General features: G+C 60.1%; 14 protein-coding genes. 11 read left to right on the top strand and 3 right to left on the bottom strand.

Translation table 11 applies throughout. The features are described from left to right. Positions 1-180: 180 nt before the first annotated feature. Positions 181-1,086 (top strand): SPFH domain-containing protein, encoded by a 906-nt coding sequence (locus EDY99_RS02380; RefSeq protein WP_004940203.1) that lies wholly within the window; start codon positions 181-183, stop codon positions 1,084-1,086. A gap of 2 nt (positions 1,087-1,088) precedes the next feature. After that, positions 1,089-1,550: an NfeD family protein gene (locus EDY99_RS02375; protein ID WP_072628249.1), complete on the top strand. Its 462-nt coding sequence runs from the start codon at positions 1,089-1,091 to the stop codon at positions 1,548-1,550. Here the strand turns inward: EDY99_RS02375 and cueR are convergent. Then, complete coding sequence (cueR, locus tag EDY99_RS02370) at positions 1,547-1,948, bottom strand: Cu(I)-responsive transcriptional regulator (RefSeq protein ID WP_033642132.1); 402 nt, start codon at positions 1,946-1,948, stop codon at positions 1,547-1,549. The two genes, EDY99_RS02375 and cueR, sit on opposite strands and share 4 nt — an antisense overlap. A gap of 107 nt (positions 1,949-2,055) precedes the next feature. On the opposite strand from cueR, the gene copA reads away from it, so the two are divergent. The 3 genes from copA to ybaK all read left to right on the top strand — a co-directional run bounded on the left by copA (position 2,056) and on the right by ybaK (position 6,403). Further along, the gene (copA, locus tag EDY99_RS02365) at positions 2,056-4,755 is read left to right on the top strand and encodes a copper-exporting P-type ATPase CopA (RefSeq protein ID WP_123061435.1); all 2,700 of its coding nucleotides are present in this window, start codon (positions 2,056-2,058) and stop codon (positions 4,753-4,755) included. 133 nt (positions 4,756-4,888) lie between these two features. Then, complete coding sequence (locus tag EDY99_RS02360) at positions 4,889-5,695, top strand: TraB/GumN family protein (protein ID WP_033651122.1); 807 nt, start codon at positions 4,889-4,891, stop codon at positions 5,693-5,695. A 228-nt stretch (positions 5,696-5,923) separates the two neighbouring features. Then, the gene (ybaK, locus tag EDY99_RS02355) at positions 5,924-6,403 is read left to right on the top strand and encodes a Cys-tRNA(Pro)/Cys-tRNA(Cys) deacylase YbaK (protein WP_004940240.1); all 480 of its coding nucleotides are present in this window, start codon (positions 5,924-5,926) and stop codon (positions 6,401-6,403) included. 10 nt (positions 6,404-6,413) lie between these two features. Here the strand turns inward: ybaK and dacB are convergent, their stop codons facing one another. After that, complete coding sequence (gene dacB, locus EDY99_RS02350) at positions 6,414-7,880, bottom strand: D-alanyl-D-alanine carboxypeptidase/D-alanyl-D-alanine-endopeptidase (RefSeq protein WP_123061434.1); 1,467 nt, start codon at positions 7,878-7,880, stop codon at positions 6,414-6,416. A gap of 354 nt (positions 7,881-8,234) precedes the next feature. On the opposite strand from dacB, the gene EDY99_RS02345 reads away from it, so the two are divergent. From EDY99_RS02345 to EDY99_RS02320, 6 genes are all read left to right on the top strand, one after another. Further along, entirely contained in the window at positions 8,235-8,519 is a 285-nt protein-coding gene (locus EDY99_RS02345; RefSeq protein WP_071845084.1) for a 2Fe-2S iron-sulfur cluster binding domain-containing protein, read from the top strand. Between the two features lie 13 nt (positions 8,520-8,532). Beyond that, complete coding sequence (locus EDY99_RS02340; RefSeq protein ID WP_123061433.1) at positions 8,533-9,468, top strand: diiron oxygenase; 936 nt, start codon at positions 8,533-8,535, stop codon at positions 9,466-9,468. Positions 9,469-9,536: 68 nt separating this feature from the next. After that, positions 9,537-15,245, top strand: coding sequence for a non-ribosomal peptide synthetase (locus EDY99_RS02335; RefSeq protein WP_123061432.1), 5,709 nt, complete (start codon positions 9,537-9,539; stop codon positions 15,243-15,245). After that, a complete protein-coding gene (locus tag EDY99_RS02330; protein WP_123061431.1) occupies positions 15,232-16,044 on the top strand; it encodes a cyclase family protein in 813 nt (270 codons plus the stop codon). Before EDY99_RS02335 ends, EDY99_RS02330 begins: the two co-directional genes overlap by 14 nt. Next, complete coding sequence (locus EDY99_RS02325) at positions 16,041-16,778, top strand: tryptophan 2,3-dioxygenase family protein (RefSeq protein WP_123061430.1); 738 nt, start codon at positions 16,041-16,043, stop codon at positions 16,776-16,778. Before EDY99_RS02330 ends, EDY99_RS02325 begins: the two co-directional genes overlap by 4 nt. Positions 16,779-16,841: 63 nt before the next feature. Continuing rightward, complete coding sequence (locus EDY99_RS02320; protein ID WP_162997215.1) at positions 16,842-17,609, top strand: thioesterase II family protein; 768 nt, start codon at positions 16,842-16,844, stop codon at positions 17,607-17,609. A gap of 3 nt (positions 17,610-17,612) precedes the next feature. On the opposite strand, the gene EDY99_RS02315 is transcribed toward EDY99_RS02320, so the two are convergent. After that, entirely contained in the window at positions 17,613-18,776 is a 1,164-nt protein-coding gene (locus EDY99_RS02315) for a multidrug effflux MFS transporter (protein ID WP_123061429.1), read from the bottom strand. Positions 18,777-18,781 lie beyond the last annotated feature (5 nt).

Genomic DNA, 18,781 nt, shown 5'->3' with positions numbered 1-18,781 from the left:
TGCCATTTAGGCATACTTATTTTTCAGCTGTGCCACACTTGTCGTGACAACACTCTGTTCCAGACGCGGGATCCACCGCTCGCGGGTTGCGTCAGCGCCCTGGATTAAGTCGCGGTATCAGTAGGCATTTTTCCGGCGCTGTCGTAATATCTGTTTACATATGTCTGACAGGAGGTTTGCATGCTTACTTTTATTCCCATCGTGATCGTCGTCGCGCTGATTGTGGTGTTCGCCGGCGTCAAAATTGTGCCGCAGGGGTTCCAATGGACGGTAGAACGCTTCGGCCGCTATACCAAGACGCTGATGCCGGGCCTGAACCTGGTGGTGCCGTTCATGGACCGCATCGGCCGCAAAATCAACATGATGGAGCAGGTGCTGGACATCCCTTCCCAAGAGGTGATTTCCCGCGATAACGCCAACGTCGCCATCGACGCGGTGTGCTTTATCCAGGTGGTCGATCCGGCGCGCGCCGCCTACGAGGTCAGCAACCTCGAACAGGCGATCGTCAACCTGACCATGACCAACTTCCGCACCGTGCTCGGCTCGATGGAGCTGGACGAAATGCTGTCGCAGCGCGACAGCATCAACAGCCGCCTGTTGCACATCGTCGATGAAGCGACCAACCCTTGGGGGGTGAAAATCACCCGTATCGAGATCCGCGACGTGCGGCCGCCGGCAGAACTGATCGCCTCGATGAACGCCCAGATGAAGGCCGAGCGCACCAAGCGCGCCGACATCCTGGAGGCGGAGGGGGTGCGTCAGGCGGCCATTCTGCGCGCCGAAGGGGAGAAGCAATCGCAGATCCTGAAGGCCGAGGGCGAACGTCAGTCGGCGTTCCTGCAGGCGGAAGCGCGTGAACGCGCCGCCGAGGCCGAGGCGCGCGCCACCCAGCTGGTGTCCGACGCCATCGCCAGCGGCAACATTCAGGCGGTGAACTACTTCGTGGCGCAGAAATACACCGACGCGCTGCAGAAGATCGGTTCCTCCAACAACAGCAAGGTGGTGATGATGCCGCTGGATGCCAGCAGCCTGCTCGGCTCGATCGGCGGCATTACCGAACTGCTGAAAGAAAGCAAAGGCAAATAATCATGCTCGAACTGATCGCGGCGAATCCGCTGTGGTTTTGGCTCTCCCTCGGGGGCGTGCTGCTGGCGGCGGAAATGCTCGGCGCCGGCGGCTACCTGCTGTGGAGCGGCGTGGCGGCGCTGTTGGTCGGCACCTTGATCTGGCTGCTGCCACCGCTTTCCTGGGAATGGCAAGGCGTGATCTTCGCCGTCCTGACCGTCGTCGTCGCCTATCTGTGGTGGTACTGGCTGCGTCGCCGCCCGGCGGCCGCATCCGGCGGTTCGCCGGTGCTCAACCAGCGCAACCGTCAGCTGATCGGCACCCGCGCCACGCTGACGGAGCCGATGCACAACGGCATGGGGCGCATCAATATCGGCGACAGCAGCTGGCGCGCGCAGGCGGCGGAAGATCTGCCCGCCGGCACCGAAGTGGAAGTGGTGGCGGTGGAAGGGGTCACGCTGGTGATCCGTGCCATCAGCCGTTAATTAGAACGACAACACCCCGCCAGGTTATTGATGATGGGGCACTCCGCCCCCTCGTCGCCCGGGCATTGTTCCGCCAGCGTCAACAGGCGCTGGCGCATGTTCCCCAGCTCGCTGATGTGCTTTTCGATCTCCGCCACCTTCTGCAGCGTGCGCGCCTTCACGTCGGCGCTGTGGCGGGCCGGATCGTTGAACAACGCTACCAGCTCGCGGCACTCGTCCAGGTTGAAGCCCACCTGCCGCGCCTGACGCAGCAGCGTCAGCTCGTCGACATGCTTGGCGGAATAGTGGCGGTAACCGTTGTCGCTGCGGATCGGGGCGGTAATCAACGCTTTCTCTTCGTAAAAACGAATCGTCTTGCTGGTTAAACCGGTTTTTTTCGCGACGTCGCTAATATTCATTTTCCCTCCTTGACCTTACCCTTGCTGGAAGGTTTAAGCTCCATTCTTAGTGAAAACAGGTCAGGCGGTCAACCTTTAAACACCGCCTCTACGCAAGGAGTTCAATCATGTCACACACCACTATGCTGGCATTGCAGGGGTTGTCCTGCATGAACTGCGCGCAGCGGGTGAAAAAAGCCCTGGAAAGCCGCAGCGATGTCGAACAGGCGGAGGTTAACGTCCATTACGCCAAAGTGACCGGCGAAGCGCCGGACAGCGCATTGATCGACAGCGTGATCGCCGCCGGCTATCAGGCAGAAGTCGCGCCGCGCGCCGACACCGAATTACAGCTGAGCGGCCTGAGCTGCATGCACTGCGTCGGCAGCACCCGCAAGGCGCTGGAAGCGGTGCCGGGGGTGTTCGCCGCCGACGTCGAGATCGACAACGCGAAAGTGTACGGCGATGCCGATCCGCAGGCGCTGATCGCCGCGGTGGAACATGCCGGTTATCACGCCAGCGTGGCGGGCGCCGTCGTCCCAAAAACTGAGCCGTTGACTGACGCAACACCTTCGTTGCCGGACGTTCAGCCAGCGGCGCAGCCTTCTCTTCCGGCAACCGACAGCGTACAGCTGCTGCTCAGCGGCATGACCTGCGCCAGCTGCGTCAATAAGGTGCAGCAGGCGCTGCAAAGCGTTCCCGGCGTGGAGCATGCGCGCGTCAACCTGGCGGAGCGCAGCGCGCTGGTGACCGGCGCCGCCGATGCGCAGGCGCTGGTGGCGGCGGTGGAAAAAGCCGGCTACGGCGCCGAGATGATTCAGGACGAAACCGAACGCCGCGAACGTCAGCAACAGACCGCACGCGCCAACATGAAGCGCTTTAGCTGGCAGGCGGCGCTGGGGCTGGCGTTGGGTATCCCACTGATGGCCTGGGGGCTGTTCGGCGGCAGCATGACGCTGACGCCGGAAACCCAGCGCCCCTGGCTGCTGGTCGGCGTCATTACCCTGGCGGTGATGGTGTTCGCCGGCGGGCACTTCTACCGCAACGCCTGGCGCGCATTGATGAACGGCAGCGCCACCATGGATACCCTGGTGGCGCTCGGCACCGGCGCCGCCTGGCTCTATTCGATCGCCGTCAACATTTGGCCCGATTTCTTCCCGATGGAGGCGCGTCACCTCTATTACGAGGCCAGCGCGATGATCATCGGTTTGATCAACCTCGGCCATGCGCTGGAACAGCGCGCCCGCCAGCGTTCTTCGCAGGCGCTGGAGCGGCTGCTCGATCTGACGCCGCCCACCGCGCGGCTGGTGACTGACGACGGCGAGCGCGATATTCCGCTGGCGGAGGTGCAGCTCGGCATGACGCTGCGGCTGACCACCGGCGATCGCGTGCCGGTCGACGGTGAAATCGTGCAGGGCGAAGTCTGGCTCGATGAAGCGATGCTGACCGGCGAAGCGGTGCCGCAGCAAAAAGGCCCCGGCGACACGGTGCATGCCGGGACGGTAGTCGACGACGGCAGCGTGCTGTTCCGCGCCGCCGCCATCGGCAGCCAAACCACGCTGGCGCGCATCATCAAACTGGTGCGTCAAGCGCAGAGCAGTAAGCCGGCGATTGGCCAGTTGGCCGACCGCGTCTCGGCGGTGTTCGTGCCGGCGGTGGTGGCGATCGCCCTGTTCAGCGCAGCGGTGTGGTACTTCTTTGGCCCGCAGCCGCAGCTGGTCTATACGCTGGTGATCGCCACCACGGTGCTGATCATCGCCTGCCCATGTGCGTTGGGATTGGCGACGCCGATGTCGATCATCTCCGGCGTGGGCCGCGCGGCGGAATTCGGCGTGCTGGTGCGCGACGCCGACGCCCTGCAGCAGGCCAGCCAGTTGGATACCCTGGTGTTCGATAAAACCGGCACCCTGACCGAAGGGAAACCGCAGGTGGTGGAGATCCTGACCTTCAATCAGGTCAGCGAACAGCAGGCGCTCGGCTGGGCCGCCGCGCTGGAACAAGGCTCCAACCACCCGCTGGCGCGCGCCATCATGGAACGCGCCGTCGGGCAAACGCTGCCGCAGGTGGCGCAGTTCCGCACCCTGCGCGGCGCCGGCGTCAGCGGGGAGATCGACGGCGTGCAGGTGCTGCTGGGCAACGCCGCGCTGCTGAAACAACATCAGGTCGCGGCCGACGAACTGGAGGCGCCGATGCGCTCCCAGGCCGAACGCGGCGTGACGCCGGTGCTGCTGGCTGTTGACGGTAAACCGGCTGCGCTGTTCGCCATTCGCGATCCGCTGCGCGAGGACAGCGTCGCGGCGCTGCAGCGCCTGCACCAGCAGGGATATCAGCTGGTGATGCTGACCGGCGACAACCCGGTGACCGCCAACGCCATCGCCAAAGAGGCCGGTATCGATCGGGTGATTGCCGGCGTGCTGCCGGACGGCAAAGCGGCGGCGATCAAACAGCTGCAGGCGCAGGGCCAACGCGTGGCAATGGTCGGCGACGGCATCAACGACGCCCCGGCGCTGGCGCAGGCCGACGTGGGCATCGCGATGGGCGGCGGCAGCGACATCGCCATCGAGACCGCCGCCATCACCCTGATGCGTCACAGCCTGCACGGGGTGGCGGATGCGGTGGAACTGTCGAAGGCCACGCTGCGCAACATGAAGCAGAACCTGTTCGGCGCCTTTATCTACAATACGCTGGGCATTCCGATCGCCGCCGGCGTGCTCTATCCGCTGACCGGCACGCTGCTCAGCCCGGTGGTGGCGGGCGCGGCGATGGCGCTGTCGTCCATTACCGTGGTCAGCAACGCCAACCGGCTGCTGCGTTTTAAACCCAGGAAGTAAGCTCCGGGGCGTCGTCAAGGCGCCCCGCTGTTTTCCGGGCTTCCCTGCGCGGCGGATAGCGTTTAGCATGAATGACGATTTTCCCTCGCCTTGCACGCGAAAACGCGCACCCGTTATTCAGGAGCCACGCCGTATGGGTCAACTGTTACGCCGCCTCGCCGCCTTTCTCGGCCTGATCTCGCCCAAAAGTTACGCTTATCCGGCGCTGGACATCACTCTGCCGGGCGAGCGTCGGCTCCATCTGGTGGGCAGCATCCATATGGGCACCGTCGATATGGCGCCGCTGCCGCCCCGGCTGGCCGCCCGGCTGCAACAGGCCGACGCGCTGATCGTCGAAGCCGATATCACCGGCACCGCCTCCCCTTTCGACCACGCAGAGCAACAGCCCGAACTGGAACAGCGCCTGTCCGCCGAAGAATATCAACAGCTGCTGGCGCTGTGCCACGAACTGGGCGCCGATCCGCACGCCTTCGCCACCCTGCCCGGCTGGCAGGTGGCGCTGATGATGCAGGCGCGGCAGGCCCAGCGTCTGGGTCTGCGCGCAGAGTACGGCGTAGATTATCAGCTGCTGCAGGCCGCCAGAGCGCAGGACAAACCGGTGATCGAACTCGAGGGGGCACAGCAGCAGTTGGCGATGCTGGAACAGCTGCCGGAAGGCGGCATCGCGCTGCTGCGCGATACGCTGGAGCATTGGCATACCAACGCGCGGCTGCTGCAAACCATGGTGAGCTGGTGGCTGGACGCCAAACCGCGCGGCACGCTGGACACGCTGCCGGCCACCTTCAGCGCCGGGCTTTACGACGTGCTGATGCATCAACGCAATCGCGACTGGCGGCGTCAGCTGGAGGCGCTGCCGGCCGGAGACTATGTGGTGGCGGTTGGCGCATTGCACCTGTATGGCGAGGATAACCTGCCGGCGATGCTGCAGCCGCAGGGGTAAAAAAGTGGCCAATATCGCTATTGGCCAGTCAAAGAGGAATTTCTTGTATTCTAGTTATACGCATAGCAACCGTGTTAACGGTTACAGTAAACAGGGTAGCAACCCGGTGAATATCTTGGCAACCCGCTTTATGTAACAGCCGCTCAGGTTGCCGGGCTGGTTGGATTTTTGTATTTTTAAGGCTGGTTATCACCCTTTCCCCGCCGTGGACATTTTGGACAACACATCATGACGCCCGCAGTCGTTCTGCTTGAGAAACAAAAGGTCGCCTTCACCCTCCATCCTTATCACCACGACAGCGACGAAACCAACTTCGGCGATGAGGCGGTGAGAAAGCTGGGGCTGGATGCCGATCGGGTTTACAAAACCTTGCTGGTGGCGCTGAACGGCGACGCCAAACACCTGGCGGTGGCGGTCACGCCGGTCGCAACCCAGTTGGATCTGAAAAAGGTTGCCCGCGCCCTCGGCGCCAAAAAGGCCGAGATGGCCGATCCGCAGCTGGCGCAGCGCGTCACCGGCTATCTGGTGGGCGGCATCAGCCCGCTGGGGCAGAAAAAACGGCTGCCGACGGTGATCGACAGCCCGGCGCAAGCGTTCGCCACCATCTACGTCTCCGGCGGCAAACGCGGGCTGGATATTGAGCTGGCCGCCGCCGATCTGTGCCGCCTGCTGGCCGGCAGCTTCGCCGACATCGCCAAACGCGACTGACGCCGCGTACTCAGCGGCACACCACCGTGGCGTCACAGGCCGCCAGCGTTTCCACCAGGCGGTCCTCCAGTGCCTTCACCTGCGCGCCGGGCACCAGATAGTTATTGCTGATGATGGCGAACGCCAGCGGCCGCCCGGTCGCCGAATCGACATAGCCGCTGAGCGACGATACGCCGGTCATGGAACCGCTCTTGGCGTGAGCGCGCCCCGCCGCCGCGCTTTTCACCATGCGGTTACGCAGCGTGCCGCCCACCAGCAACCCCGGCTCGCCCGCAACGGGCAAGGCGCGATACCAGTCGCCGAACCACGGCTGTTTTCTGGCCGCCAGCAGCAGCGTCGTCAGCTGTTGCGGCGTGATCTGGTTCATGCGCGACAGCCCTGAACCGTCCACCTGGCGATACGCGTCGGCCGCGATGCCCTGGCTTTGCACAAATCCGTTTATCGCCTGAAGGCCGGCGGCCCAATCCCCTTTGTCCTGCGTCTTGCGGCCCATCGCCTTGGTCAATATCTCGCCGTAGCCGTTATTGGACACTTTCAGGAAGGTAACGACCAGGCGGGAGAGCGGCGGCGAGGTTTTTTTCGCCAGCAGCTGTGCGCCGGCCGGCGTCACGCCCTCTTCAGCGTTGCCGCGCAGGGTGATGCCGTGCGCGCGCAGAGCATGTTGCAATAAAGCGCCGACGACGAGGGCCGGTTGATCGACGGTAATCAATCGCGAGCTGGCCTCCGGCTGTGCGGCGATGGTGCCGCTGACCACGATCCGGTTGCTGCCCGGCCGGCGCTCGTACGTCAGCGCGGTGTCACTGCCGGTGGTGGTGCGATTGACCAGCGTCACCGCGTCATTGGCGGGATAGAAGCTCGCCCGTCCCGGCGCGCCGGCGCGAGCGCCCGGCCGCACATCCACCTGCACCACGTTGATATCGCCGCCGGGGGTAAAGGCGTAGTTCAGCGCCGAGATCGGCGCAGCGAAGGCGAAGGGTTCATCGTCCCAGCTCCAGCCGGCGCCGAATGGCGTTTGATCGAAGGCGCCGGCGTCCAGCAACAACCGCCCCTGTATATGACGGATGCCGCGCTGCGCCAGCGCCGCGGCGAAGGTGTCGAGATCGTCCGGATGCAGCGTCGGATCGCCGCTGCCCTGCAGATAGAGATCTCCCCGCAACGTGTCGCCGCGCTGCTCGCCGGCGGTCAGCAGCCGGGTTTCAAACCGGTAATCCGCCCCCAGCACGCCGAACGCCGCCAAAGAAGTGAAGATCTTCATGTTGGAAGCCGGCGCCAAACGCTGCTCCGCGTGCGCCTGATACAGCACTTTGCCGCTGTCGGCATCGCGCACCATCACGCCGTTCGACGCCCCGACCAACGCCTTGTCTTGGCCGAGGGCCGCCAGCGCCTGGCTGAGGGTTTGTCCATGACGTTCGCCGGATGACGAACACCCCGCCAGCGCCACGATGGCGGGCAGCAGCCAGCCTGCGGTTTTCAACATGTCATCTTCCTGTTTGCGTTATCAAAACCAAATTGTCGCTCAGGCTATCATTGGAAGGCGGCGACGTCCTGTTTTCCATTCACTGAACAACGATTTTTGCCTATTGATATTATAAAACAAGCAATAATAAGAATTGCTAAACAATCCAGGCAATAAAGTTTGAATATGAACTATATTATGTGAAACAACCTTTAATATAATGTTAATGTTTTTAATGTGTCGTGTTGACAATAAACAAAGCCAAAGCTATCGTTACTCCCCATTAAAACTCACAACCTATTATTAATAACAATTTACTTATATGAATTTTAAAATGTGATCTCACTCACTGACTTCCATAGGGAATAACACGCCATGTCTGCAAATACAGGGCCCGATGGTCATCAAGTTATTTTTGATGGCGCGGGCATCGGTGACTTTTGTCCTGAAACGTCGCTGCTTGAAAACTTTGAAAGATTAAATATCGACATTCCCAACCTATGCCGAAAGGGGAGGTGCGGCTGTTGCAAATTACTTCTAATCAGCGGAAATATACGCCATGAAAAACAGAGTGCCTTATGCGAAGAGGAGTTGGAAGAGAATATTATTCTGGCCTGCTGCGCCTATTCACAATCGGATATTGAAATAGAACTCTATTAATAAGGATTAACCGATGAGCCTCATTGAAACCACGTTGAAAAAATGGGATCGCGCCGCGATTGTCCGCTCTCGCCCGCGTCGCCTTCTCAACGAACAGGACAGCCAATCAACCCTTTTCTTCCCCCTCGAACGTCTGCCGCTGTGCCTCCATCCGCGCGTTGCCGCGCTCGGTGAACAAGCCTTGCGCTATATTCAGGTACAAACCCTCTACCATTACCTGAATGGCATCGCCAACATCGAGTTGGATATCATCAATGATTCCAGTTACAAGCTCTACAAAAACGCGGTCGGCGTAGACTTTCCGCTTGAAATGCGCTTAGACGCGCTGACCGTGGTCGTGGATGAGTCCTATCACGCCCTGGTGGCGCTGGATCTGATCAATCAGGTAGAGCAGATGACGTCCATTGCGCCGCTGCCGATGCCAAAAGATACCGAGGCCTCCTATGCCCTGGCGCAATCGTTGGCAATGGGCGACGAACGGCTGCGCGAGCTGCTGCGACTGGTTTGCGTGTCCCTGTCGGAGCAGGCGCTGACGACCGATCTGATCGATGTGATCAACAACGAAGATATCTTCCCGACTTTCTATCTGGTGATGAAAGATCACGTTGCGGATGAAGGCCGCCATGCCCGCTTCTCACAGCAGGTGCTGAGCCATATCTGGCGCCACAGCGACGCGGTCACCAAGCAAGCGTTGCAACAACCGATTTTGGCTTTCCTGGAAGGCTACGCAACCGACGCTATCGCCAAAGATTTCAGCGCCTGCATGTTGCGCCAACTCGGACTGACAGAAGCGGAAATTATCGACATCATCGCAGACACTTATCCAGCAACGCATGTTAAACCGTGGGAAACCAATAATATCGTCACGGAGCAAATGTTGGTGGCGCTGAATAAATCGGGCATTCTGGCTGATTTGCCTATCGCCGATGCGCTGTATGCAAAAATCTAATTAACCGGTATAAAAATCCAGCACCTTTGATATTCCGCAAGGGAAACCATTATTCTCAGGAAGCAAAAATGGAATTACTTCATATTGGCTATTTCGGCGACAGCGCCTGCGGTAAATTATTAACCGACGAAATCCAGGAATACGGCCATCAGGTTAGCTTTATCAGTCTCGAACACCGCCCAACCGAAAAGCTCGACCTTATTATCACCACTGAAAATAACGCTGAAACAATACGACGACTGCAACAGCAGGGAAAAAATCTGCTGACGCTCGCAACCAATAAAAAAAATATTAACGACATTGACACCCTGCAAAACCAAGAACACTTCTCTCTGTACTTTAGCTCCGCCGGCCAGGCCGCTTATCTGTGCGATGCGCTGTCGGATATGGCCGCTGACGCCCAACTTCCCCTGCTGCAGGAAAGGCTTGTCGACATTGTGGTCGAGCTGTCGCGTGGCGGTATACCGCCGGTACAAGAACTTCCCTACCGCTTGGCGCGTAAATACTATGCCGAATCACCGACGCGCATGCGCGAATTGACCGCATTGCTGATGGAACGTCTTGGCGATCAGATGCAGGGACGTTGCGGCAGCGATCTCTGCCATCTCACCTGGCAACCCGGCGCCGACTTCCATACGGTGCCGGTAGCGGACATCACGTCCCCCGCACAACTGCAACATTTCTTCTTTAATGAAACCGGCGCGCTCAAACAGGGACGCTATGCCCAGCCACGAGTGATGGTCGACGTAGCGGCTTGCGGTGACGGCACTCAGCTTACCCTGTATGGCGACGACATGCGTTTCAACGCGTTCACCGACTATCTTGACGCGCTATTGGCAGATCCGGCCGATCCCATCGCCGCGCCCATTGTTACTCAACCTCACACGTTACATCGCCTGAGCCAATTCAACGCAACCGACGATGCCGAGCTCCTGGCGCACGACGTCATCGCTTTGTTCCGCCACGCCGCCGCCGCTCATCCGCAACAGGCCGCGCTGCATGCCGATGGCCAGACATACAGCTATGGCGAAATCGATCGCGCCTCGGATCAGTTTGCCTGTTGGCTGCTTGAACACAGCGGCGCCGCCAGTTCGGTCGTCGCCGTCTCGATGGACAAGTCAGCGACGCTGCTGATCGTGCTGTTGGGGATACTGAAAAGCAATAAAACCTATGTACTGCTCGACCCGCAGGCGCCAGCGGCACGCAATCAAAGCATTCTTGACGACGTACAGCCCGCGCTGATTTTGGCCGACTCGCCGTTGCACTCCGGCGACGCGCCATGCATTGCGCCATCAAGCATTGATTACCGTTCGCTGAACATCCATGCGGAGCAACTCCCTCAATCGCGAGACGCTCTGGCCTACGTCTGCTATACCTCCGGGACGACAGGCAAGCCCAAAGGCGTCATGATCGGGCGTGAAGGCCTGAGCAACGTGGCGCAAAACCACCGCGATTTCATAGGACTGGCGCAAGGCAGCCGCGTGCTGGCCATCGCCTCGCTGGGTTTCGACGCCTTCGGCTGGGACGTCTATGGCGCGTTAGTCAGCGGCGCGACGCTTTATCTTGCGCCCTCGGAGCTGCATACCGATGTCGGCGCGCTGCACGACTATCTGACTCAACACGATATCGGCCATATCACTATTACGCCGGCAATTCTGGAATTGTTGCCCCGCGAAATGTGGCCGGGACTGCGGACGATGATCGTCATGGGAGATGCCCCGCCTGCGGACGTCGTCGCCTGGTGGGCCGAGCGCACCCGATTGTGCAACGGTTACGGGCCGACCGAGGCTTCCATTGCCACTTCGCTGTGCGAGTATCGTCCCGGCGTTCCCTGGAACTGCATTGGCAAACCGCTGAAAAACTACCGTTGCCACATCCTTGATCTCCACCATAATCCACTGCCGGTCGGTTTTGAGGGCGAACTGTGCATCGCCGGCAGCGGCCTGGCGCACGGTTACCTGCATCAAGAGGCGCTGAGCGCAGAGAAGTTCATTATCTGTCGGCTGCCGTATATGGCGGCCGAAGAGCGTCTTTATCGAACCGGCGACATCGCCAAATGGGACGAACAGGGCAACATTATTTTCGTCGGCCGCCGTGATCACCAGGTGAAGATACGCGGAGTGCGCATCGAGATGGGAGAAGTGGAAAGCGCCGTCCGCAGTCATCCACTGGTTGAAAGCGCCTGCGTGGTCGCTCGCAGCCAGCCCTCGGGCAAAATTCTCGCCGCCTTCGTGCAACCCGCTTCGCCTGAGCTGACGATCGACGCGCTGCGCCACGCGTTGGTCACACTGCTCCACCCCGCCGCGATCCCCAGCGTCTTTATTTTCTTGCCGGCGCTGCCGCTGACCATCAATGGCAAGATCGCCCGCCAACAGTTGGAAAACTGGCCACTGGATGAGCGGAATGAGCGCCTTACACCGCCGGAAACCGAAACGGAGGCTATTCTCGAGCGCATCGTGGCCAACGCCATCGGCTGTCCGCAAGCCGACGTCACACAGGAGTTCATCAACCTGGGTGCGCACTCGCTGACTATGAGCAAAATCGTCGCGCTTGTCGCACGCGATCTTTGCTGCCACCTGAGCATCGCCGATCTGTTCCGCCACAATACGGTGCGCAAATTGGCCGAATATATCGAGAATAAGGCCGTTGCCGCGGAGCGCGCCATCGCGATCTGCGACGAACGCCGCGCGCCGCTCAGCCCGCAGCAGAACCTGCTCTGGTACCTGAGCGCATTGAATCCTGACGACTGCAGTTACAACCTGCCGCTGGCGGTAGACATCCAGGGCCCGCTTGATCTGGGGCGCTTTGAGCAGGCGATCAATTTTATTTATGAAAAACATGAAAGCCTGCGCACTCGTTTCACCGAAACCGACGGTGTCGCCTATCAGTTGGCAGAACCACATACCCCGATTCGCCTTGCCGATCACTGGGTGGAAGGCCAAACGCTGTCGGCAGAAAAGTGGGTGCGCCAACTGTGTGCCACGCCTTTCGACATCACCGCTCGCCCGCCGCTGGTGCTTCGGCTGGTCCAGTATCATCAGCAGCACCATGTTTTGATTTGGGTAAAACACAACATTATTACCGATGCCTGGAGCGAACAACTGATCCTTAACGATCTGTGGCAGCGCTATAACGAGCTCGACAATCACAACGGCTTCGACGCACCGCAACCGCAGATTCAAACTATCGACATCGTCAATAGCGGCATCGCGTCACCCGCGCCGGCGGATGTTGCTTATTGGCAACAGCAACTGCAAGACTGCCGCGAACTGGACTTCCCGCTGGATAAACCGCGCCCGCTAATGCCGACGCACGCCGGAGAGCGCATCCATTATCAGCTGCAGCCCGACGTCGCCGATCTGCTGGCGTCACGGGGCAAAGCGCTGGGCGCCACGCCTTTCGCCTTGCTCTGCACGGCATTAAGTTTGCTGCTCAGCCGTTATACTCAGCAGCAGGATATCGTCATCGGCACCGCCATCGCAGCGCGGGACAACCTGGATCAGGCGCAAGTCAGCGGCTTCCATGTCAATACCGTTCCGCTGCGTATCCAACTGGGCGAACAGGACACCCTCGCCGGGCTGATCGGTAACATGATGGAAACCTGCATCGGCGCCTATCAGCATCAGCAGCTCTCGTTCGACCGGATCTTGCACCAGATCGAATACGAGCGGATGTCGAACAAAAATCCGTTATTCCAAATCATGGCGATCCTGCAGAACGCCGGCGACGTATGCCAACAAAACCTGCGCGATTGCACGCTGCATCGCTTGCCGCTTTCATCGGGCTTCTCGATGTTCGATATGACCTGGAACTTCAGCGTGGAACAAGGCGCCGTCGCCATCGAACTCGATTACGCCAGCGAACTGTTTTATCCCGCCAGCATGCAGATGCTGTTGGACAACTATCAGCAAACGCTGCAACAACTGCTCACCCTGCCGGCCAATACGGCGCAGCATGCCCTTAACCCGCTATGCGAACGGGAACAAGATTGGCTGCAACAGTTGGCCGTCAACGCGGACGCAGGCTCACGTGACTCGCTGCTGGTGCAAATTGGCCGGTTGGCACATACCCAGCCTGACAGCCTCGCCGTCAGCTGCGAACGGCATCAGTACAGCTACCGTCAGCTGTGGGCGCAGTCTGAACGCGTCGCGCATGCCTTGCTGCGCATCGACAGCCGGCCTTTCTCGGTCGGCGTCATGATGGAGAAAAGTTGCCACGTCGCCGTGCTCCTGCTCGGCGTGCTGAGAGCCGGCAAACACTACGTGCCGATTGACGTACACTACCCGGCCGACCGCGTGAGCTACATGATCGAGAACGCGCAAGCCCGGTTGCTGGTGACCGATGGTGAGCCAGAGCAAGGTTGGGCCAGTCCCGCCGTCGGTTTCGACTCGCTGGTTTCTCATCCTGCAGCGGCCGACGCGTTGCCGATCCCAGCCGACGATACGCTGGCCTATATCATGTACACCTCAGGCTCAACCGGTAACCCCAAAGGGGTGATGATCACGCATGGCAACCTGAACAATTTCACCAACGACTTCGTCGGGCGGCTGGCGCTGAGCGCGCGCGATAAGGTGCTCAGCCTGACCAGCATCAGTTTCGATATTTTTGGGTTGGAACTGTTCTGCTCGCTGGCCGGCGGCGCGCACGTCACGCTGTGTCCACGAGAAACCGCCATGGATCCGGTCAAGCTGTATCACTTTATCGAGCGACAGCAGCCCAGCGTGATTCAAGCGACACCTACCGTCTGGAGTACCATCGTCCACCACCTGCCGGCGGCGAGCCAACGCCCCCTGACCGTGCTATGCGGCGGCGAGAAAATGCCGGCGGCCCTGTTGACGCAATTGCGACGCATCGCGACACGGGTGCTGCAGGTGTATGGCCCGACGGAAACCACCATCTGGTCGACCTGCGCCGATCTGACTCACGAAGGCGCAAGCGACTGTATCGGCACGCCGATCCAGGCGACTGAGGTTCTGGTCATGGATCAGGCCGGCAACCCGCTGCCAAGCGGCGCATTTGGTGAGCTGTGGCTGGGCGGCGCAGGGGTATCGCCGGGGTATTGGCGCAACCCGACGCTGAGCGATAAGGTCTTTCTACGGCGTCAGGCGTTCGGCGCCGAGCGCTATATGTACCGCACCGGCGACATTGTGCGTTTTAATCGACAGGGGCAGCTGGAGTATCTCGGCCGGAACGATCACCAGGTCAAAATTCGCGGTCACCGCATCGAGTTGAGCGAAATCGATCTCAGTTTATCGTCTCTCGACAATATCGAGCGATCGCTCAGTTTAATTGTCGGTGAAGACCAGCAAGCCCGCATCGTCAGCTACCTGCAGTTAACGCCGGGAGCAGAGCTGAATGAAAAAGCGGTGCGCGCGGCGCTGAAAGCCCGTTTGCCGAATATCATGATCCCGTCCGGTTTTGTGGTGCTGTCGGCCTTCCCGCTCACCAACAACAACAAAATCGACATTCGTCGGTTACCGGCACCGGAAATCCGCTATTCGGCTTCGGAAGCGGACTACACGCCTGCGGCCAACGAGGCGGAAAGCGCCATGCAGCATATCTGGCAACAAGTCTTGTCACAGACGCAGATCAGCGTCTGCGACAGCTTCTTCAGCCTGGGTGGAAATTCACTGCAGATCCCGCAGCTGCTGCACGCCATTCGTCAACAGATGGGCGTCTCGCTGACTATCCGCGAATTCATCATGCACAGTCAGATCCGCGAACTCACCGCGCTGGCCTTGAGCAAAACTGCCGAGGCCGCCGATGAAACGCATTGAGGTGTACCACCAAGGGCGTTGTCATCACCTTGACCACCGAGAGCCGCTGCGGCTCTCGGCCAGGCTGGACTTCGCCGATAACCCAACCAACCTTTATGGCGTGGCTCCCGCCGACTCGGCGCCGCTGAGTTACGGCGATACCGTCGCCAGCGTGCGTCATGGCGGGGTCTGCAACGCCGAGCGCATCAGCCTGGTGCCGCACTGCCACGGCACACACACCGAATGCATCGGCCATATTCTTCCTGAAACGCACAACGTGGCGGATTTGCCGCTTGAACCGTTCATCGCCGCCACCCTGATTCGCGTCAGGCCGCAGCGAGCGGACGCAACTGCAGAGAGCTATAACGCCAGCGCTGCCTGTGAAGATTGGCTGATTACCCGGGCGGCACTCGATGACGCGTTGGCGCCGTTGTCGGGCGACTACCTGCAGGCTTTGGTGATAGCAACCGAGGCGCCGAGCGATTTCCGCGCCGCGGCCTGCGCCCCCTACTTCAGCCATCAAGCCCTGGCGCGCATCGTCGAACTCGGTGTCCAGCATCTGTTGGTGGATATTCCATCAATCGACCGGCTATACGACGGCGGACGCATGGACAACCATCGCCGTTTTTGGGGGCTTGAGGCCCCCGACAGGCCGCAAACAGGGCGCAAATACGCCTCCGTGACCGAGCTGATTCAGGTTCCCGCGCAGGCCGCGACGGGACACTATTTTCTGACCCTTCAACTGCCGGATCTGAGCGGGGATGCCCTTCCCAGCCGGCCCATCTTATTTTCGTTTTCTACAGGGAAAGTGACATCATGAATTACGCCAGCTATCTGCAGCTAAACCAGCTGCTGTCGCTGCAACAGCCAGCCTCGCCGTCTGCGGAACACCGCAATGAAAATTTGTTTATCATCACTCATCAAACCTACGAGCTCTGGTTCAAGCAGCTGATCGATGAGCTTCATCTGGCGATCGCGCAGATCGAAGAAGGAGATATACCGGCGGCGATCGAAACGATGACGCGTGTCAATGCCATTACTCAAACCGTGGTGAATCAGATCGCCGTGATTTGCACGCTGAAGTTTCACGAATTCCAGCGTTTTCGCAGCTATCTCGGCACCGCCAGCGGTTTTCAATCCTACCAGTTCGCCGGTATAGAAGCGCTACTCGGCAAGGAAAATCCGAAGAAACTACAGCAGTATCAAGGTGATGAAGAGGTACAACGCCGACTGGCGGCTATCATCCAACCGGTTTCCCTATGGCAGGCAATACGCGGCCATCTGATGCGTCTCAATGACCAGCCCAATCAGGTGGCACAAGGCTTCGACGACATCATCAGGCAATCGCTGACACGTTCGAGCTGCGAGTCGCTGCTGCTCAATCAATTGCTGGATTTGGATTCACTGCTGCAGGAGTGGCGTTACCGCCATGTGAAACTGGTGGAACGTACTATCGGGCAGCGGAAAGGTACCGGCGGTTCATCGGGTTCGGATTATCTGAAATCTACGCTGTTCACGCCGATCTTCGATGAATTGTGGAACGCCATCAACTGAATGCGTTCCTTAACGCCAAGGAGGCTCAGGCTTCCTTGGCCCCCTGAAAATACGGATTTCGCCATGCATTGCACCCACTTCCCCAACGCCCCACGCAGCTTGAAACCGCTGACGCCGGGACGCCAGGGCAGCCTGCGGCTGATCGCTTTTCCCCACGCCGGCGCCGGCGCCACTGCCTTTCAGGGGTGGAGCCCCTCGTTGCATCAGGACATCGAACTCTATGCCGTGCAATACCCCGGTCGAGAGGAGCGGGCGAACGAAGCGCCGCTCTGCCACCCCCAATCACTCATCAATCAACTGATCCCAGCACTGCAGCCACTGCAGGATAAACCGCTGATCTTTTTCGGCCACAGTCTTGGCGGACGGGTTGCGCTGGCGTTAGCGACGGCGCTGCCTCAGCCGCCGCTGCAGTTGATCATTTCCGCCAGTTCATCGCCCTTCCTGGCGCGCCACAGTTCGTTGCTGAGAATGCCGCGTGCCGCTTTGTTGAACGCGCTATGTGCCGGTGAGGGTCTGGATGCGTCGCTCATCGGCGACAGCGCGCTGCTCGATTACTATCTGCCGCTGATCCGTGCCGATCTGATGCTGTCCAGCCAATTGCTTTTCCCTGCGCAACCGGGTTACCGCGCCCCGCTGGCGATGTTTTATGGTGAAAACGACGAGTTGATCGATCGGCAGGATTTGCTCGATTGGCGCCGGATCGCGCAAGGCGATTTTCAGCAGCGCACTTTTGCCGGCGGACATATGTATATCACCACTCAGCGCGACGCCGTGATAGCCGGCATTCACCAGTTGCTGGCAGGCCACCTGAGTGAACCGGCCAGCCGGTAGCACTTAGGCGTTTTCACTCTCAGGCAACGCCAAACGACGCTCGTTATACACCACCCGCCACGCCAACAGCAGCACGCACAGGCTGCAGAGCGACAGCACGGCGCCCAGGTGCTGCGACAGCCCCGCCAGCACCAAGCCACCGCCGAGCATCAGGTAATACATCAGACCCAGGATGGCGCCGGCGGTGCCCATGCAGTCTTTATAATGGCGCAGCGCGCGCGCCAGAATATTGGGAATGGCGATGCCGTACGCCATCACCACCAGCATCATCGGCAGAACGAACCACAAGGTCCCTTCCAGCAGCAATACCAGCAGTCCGCCGGCCAGCGACAGCGTGCAGGCCAGCATCAACAGCGCGGGGAACAGCCAGTGCTTGCCGATCAAAAACTTGTTGATCGCCGCGCCGATGCCCACCCCGGCCGCCAACACCAAACCGGTATAACCGAACCACTGTGCCGGCAGCGCCAACGCCGAGAAGTGGAATGGCGCCAGCTGGTAATAGCTGAACATGCAAATATTGAACAACGCCACCAACAGCGCGCTGAGCCAAATATCCCCGTCCTTGACCATCCGTCCCAGCGTGCCGAAAAATGAATTCTTCACCACCTGTTGCGGACGCGTCTCCGGCAGTTGCCAACCGGCATAGCCCAGCAACAGCGCCGCCAACAGCGCCAAACCGCCGAACACCCCCTGATAGCCCCAATAGTGAGTCAGCACTGCGCCGCTCAACACGCCAACCGCCGGGCTGATCGCCATGGCGATCCCCATCACCGAGAACACCCGCGCCAATTCATAACCGTCGAAGCGATCGCGAATCGCCGTTTGCGTCCCGACCGAACCGACCGCCGCGCCAAAGGCGGCCAGCACCCGCGCGGCCAGCAGTACGCTGAAGCTGCCGCTGAACAGCGCAACGAGAGAAGCCAGCAGATAGAGCGTCAGCCCTGCCAAAATGGTGGGACGGCGTCCGATGACGTCGCACATCCGTCCCCATACCACCACGCCCAGCGCAAAGGCGAAAAAGTAACAAGAGAGCGTTTGCGCCGCCATTTCCGCACTGACCCGGAAACCGTGCGCAATATGCGTCAATGCAGGGCTGTAGATGGTCTCCACCACCTGGGGAAACATCATCATCGACGTCGCCAACGTCAGCGTCAGTTTACGTTGCATAACAG

Source organism: Serratia sp. LS-1, from assembly GCF_003719595.1.
GTDB lineage: Bacteria > Pseudomonadota > Gammaproteobacteria > Enterobacterales > Enterobacteriaceae > Serratia > Serratia ureilytica.
Note: the sequence above shows the minus strand (reverse complement) of the source record. Positions and strands in the feature narration are given on the sequence as shown.

What these genes read in the sequence shown, in the direction of transcription:
- cueR (WP_033642132.1), bottom strand. Translation starts at nt 1,948, where the DNA reads ATGAATATTAGCGACGTCGCGAAAAAAACCGGTTTAACCAGCAAGACG.
- dacB (WP_123061434.1), bottom strand. Translation starts at nt 7,880, where the DNA reads ATGTTGAAAACCGCAGGCTGGCTGCTGCCCGCCATCGTGGCGCTGGCG.
- EDY99_RS02380 (WP_004940203.1), top strand. Translation starts at nt 181, where the DNA reads ATGCTTACTTTTATTCCCATCGTGATCGTCGTCGCGCTGATTGTGGTG.
- EDY99_RS02375 (WP_072628249.1), top strand. Translation starts at nt 1,089, where the DNA reads ATGCTCGAACTGATCGCGGCGAATCCGCTGTGGTTTTGGCTCTCCCTC.
- EDY99_RS02335 (WP_123061432.1), top strand. Translation starts at nt 9,537, where the DNA reads ATGGAATTACTTCATATTGGCTATTTCGGCGACAGCGCCTGCGGTAAA.
- copA (WP_123061435.1), top strand. Translation starts at nt 2,056, where the DNA reads ATGTCACACACCACTATGCTGGCATTGCAGGGGTTGTCCTGCATGAAC.
- EDY99_RS02340 (WP_123061433.1), top strand. Translation starts at nt 8,533, where the DNA reads ATGAGCCTCATTGAAACCACGTTGAAAAAATGGGATCGCGCCGCGATT.
- EDY99_RS02325 (WP_123061430.1), top strand. Translation starts at nt 16,041, where the DNA reads ATGAATTACGCCAGCTATCTGCAGCTAAACCAGCTGCTGTCGCTGCAA.
- EDY99_RS02330 (WP_123061431.1), top strand. Translation starts at nt 15,232, where the DNA reads ATGAAACGCATTGAGGTGTACCACCAAGGGCGTTGTCATCACCTTGAC.
- EDY99_RS02315 (WP_123061429.1), bottom strand. Translation starts at nt 18,776, where the DNA reads ATGCAACGTAAACTGACGCTGACGTTGGCGACGTCGATGATGATGTTT.
- EDY99_RS02360 (WP_033651122.1), top strand. Translation starts at nt 4,889, where the DNA reads ATGGGTCAACTGTTACGCCGCCTCGCCGCCTTTCTCGGCCTGATCTCG.
- EDY99_RS02345 (WP_071845084.1), top strand. Translation starts at nt 8,235, where the DNA reads ATGTCTGCAAATACAGGGCCCGATGGTCATCAAGTTATTTTTGATGGC.
- EDY99_RS02320 (WP_162997215.1), top strand. Translation starts at nt 16,842, where the DNA reads ATGCATTGCACCCACTTCCCCAACGCCCCACGCAGCTTGAAACCGCTG.
- ybaK (WP_004940240.1), top strand. Translation starts at nt 5,924, where the DNA reads ATGACGCCCGCAGTCGTTCTGCTTGAGAAACAAAAGGTCGCCTTCACC.